The sequence below is a fragment of the Mesobacillus sp. genome, from assembly GCF_047739415.1.
GTDB lineage: Bacteria > Bacillota > Bacilli > Bacillales > Cytobacillaceae > Mesobacillus.
In genome coordinates this window covers 1-2,155 of the sequence record NZ_JBIQOE010000127.1, presented here as the reverse complement: position 1 = coordinate 2,155, position 2,155 = coordinate 1, and the positions used below count along the sequence as shown (strand labels likewise).

Below are 2,155 nucleotides of genomic sequence, written 5' to 3'. Positions count from 1 at the left end.
GGACATGTGGTGATTGTCAGTGAGGATATGAATGAATTTCTCCATGTCCATCCAGTTGATGAAAATACAAAAGGACCTGATGTTGAGTATATGACCAGCTTTCCTAGTAGTGGATTGTATAAAATCTGGGGTCAGTTCAAGTACAAACAACAACTTTATACGGTGCCTTTTGTGATTGAAGTCAAGTAAAGGCATCAGTAACGGCAATGGCACACATGAATGTGTGCTATTGTTCAATTTTCTAGATGAGGAGGTGGAACGGTGAAGGATATTGAGGGGAAAATCGACATGCCGCAAACGAACAAAGGAAGATTGAAAATTATCACGGTGCTTGCTATTCCCGCAGTCATCGAAAATTTTTTCCAGACGATCCTCGGCTTTGTCGATACATACTTTGTATCAAAAATCGGTCTGGCAGAAGTTTCGGCGGTAGGGGTCACCAATGCAGTCCTTGCGATATATTTTGCGTTATTTATGGCAATTGGGGTAGCAGCCAATGTGAGGATTGCAAACTTCCTTGGTGCTAACCTTTCGGAAAAAGCAAGGCATATATCACAGCAATCAATCGTCCTTGCTGCCATATTTGGAATTTTAACAGGGCTCATTACCTTGATTTTCGCTGAACCGCTGCTGAAACTAATGGGAATCGAGGCAGAGGTCCTCGAGGCCGGTGCCCTGTATTTCCGGATTGTAGGGATCCCTTCGATTGTGATGAGCTTCATGTTTGTATTAAGCGCTATCCTTCGGGGAGCAGGCGATACAAAATCGCCAATGAAGGTGAGTATTGTCATCAATATTGTCAATGCTGTTTTGGATTATGTCCTCATTTTCGGTTTTTTGTTCATCCCCGAAATGGGCATCGTAGGAGCAGGGATTGCAACCGTAATTTCACGATTGATTGGCAGCATTGCGCTATTTTACTATGTCAATAAAACAGAAACTCTCACTTTCAGAAGAGATTACTGGAGTATTGACAGGACACATCTAATGGAATTGACTACTCTTGGAGCACCAGCTGCAGGCGAGAGACTGGTCATGCGTGCCGGCCAAATCGTTTATTTCGGTTTCGTCGTTGCCCTTGGTACCAATGCATTTGCCGCTCATCAGATTGCCGGCAATGTCGAAGTGTTTTCCTATATGATTGGATATGGATTTGCTACAGCCGCCACAATTTTGGTTGGCCAGCAAATTGGTGCCGGCGATCTTGAAGAAGCCAAGCATTATGCCAAATTATCCACCTATCTCACAGTTGGTGCGATGACCCTGCTCGGTGCCTTGCTCTTCTTCCTAGGTGATTGGGCTGGCAGCATTTTTACTGACGATCAACAAGTTATTGATGATATAGGTACCGCACTAAAGATATCGGGTATTTTCCAGCCGTTCCTGGCTGTATTAATGGTGCTGACTGGAGCATTCCAGGGGGCAAATAACACGAAATTCCCGATGTACCTGACTGGATTCGGGATGTGGGCCGTACGAACAGTACTTGTCTATCTTCTTGGAATCAAGCTGGGCTGGGGACTCGCGGGAGTATGGATAGCAATCGGAGCCGATATCGCATTTCGTGCAATAGTATTGGTAATCCAATTCAACCGTGGAAAATGGATGGCGCTCGAAAAAGCACCAGACCCAGAGTCGCACTGTCATCCGCAAACGACAAAAGAAACCATGTCAGCTTGCGCTAATAACTATTAATAAGGAGCATACAGTTATCAATCTGTATGCTTTTTTTAGGTAACAATATTATTGAATTGAATCTAAGTTTATCGTAAGGGGTTCCTGCTTAAAAAAGGTGTTTAGTAAAAATAAAAAGTTCTTAGATCGAGTTGTATCAAACACATTAAAGAACAAAAAGTACAGAATTAATCGTGTAACTGGAGATGTCATAGCAATAACCTTCTTTCCAGCTACCAAATCAAACTCCCTAGTTCTGTTAAAATTATGAAATTCACTCTTATTGGTTTTTTGGTGTTTTACCAAGCATCCAAGAGGTATAGGACATAAGAATCTATTTTAAGGAGCATTCCTGTTAAGAGGATTTTCGGGGACTTGAACAAAAAAGAGCCCTCTTGGTATGATACGGGGTGTCAAATCGTGCACCGAATTGACCCCTAACTTAGGTAACCAAGGAGGACTCCAACATGGATTTTAAACA

At 42.8% G+C, this 2,155-nt stretch carries 1 protein-coding gene and 1 pseudogene; both read left to right on the top strand.

The annotated features are described in order from the left end of the window. Nucleotides 1-189, top strand: a pseudogene (locus ACH0QE_RS10150) (hypothetical protein); the annotation flags it as partial. A 99-nt stretch (nt 190-288) separates the two neighbouring features. Continuing rightward, nucleotides 289-1,695: an MATE family efflux transporter gene (locus ACH0QE_RS10145; protein ID WP_415800575.1), complete on the top strand. Its 1,407-nt coding sequence runs from the start codon at nt 289-291 to the stop codon at nt 1,693-1,695. Nucleotides 1,696-2,155: the final 460 nt, after the last annotated feature.

Bases quoted from the DNA above. Each gene is read 5' to 3' on its own strand.
- ACH0QE_RS10145 (WP_415800575.1), top strand. From the start codon at position 289: ATGCCGCAAACGAACAAAGGAAGATTGAAAATTATCACGGTGCTTGCT.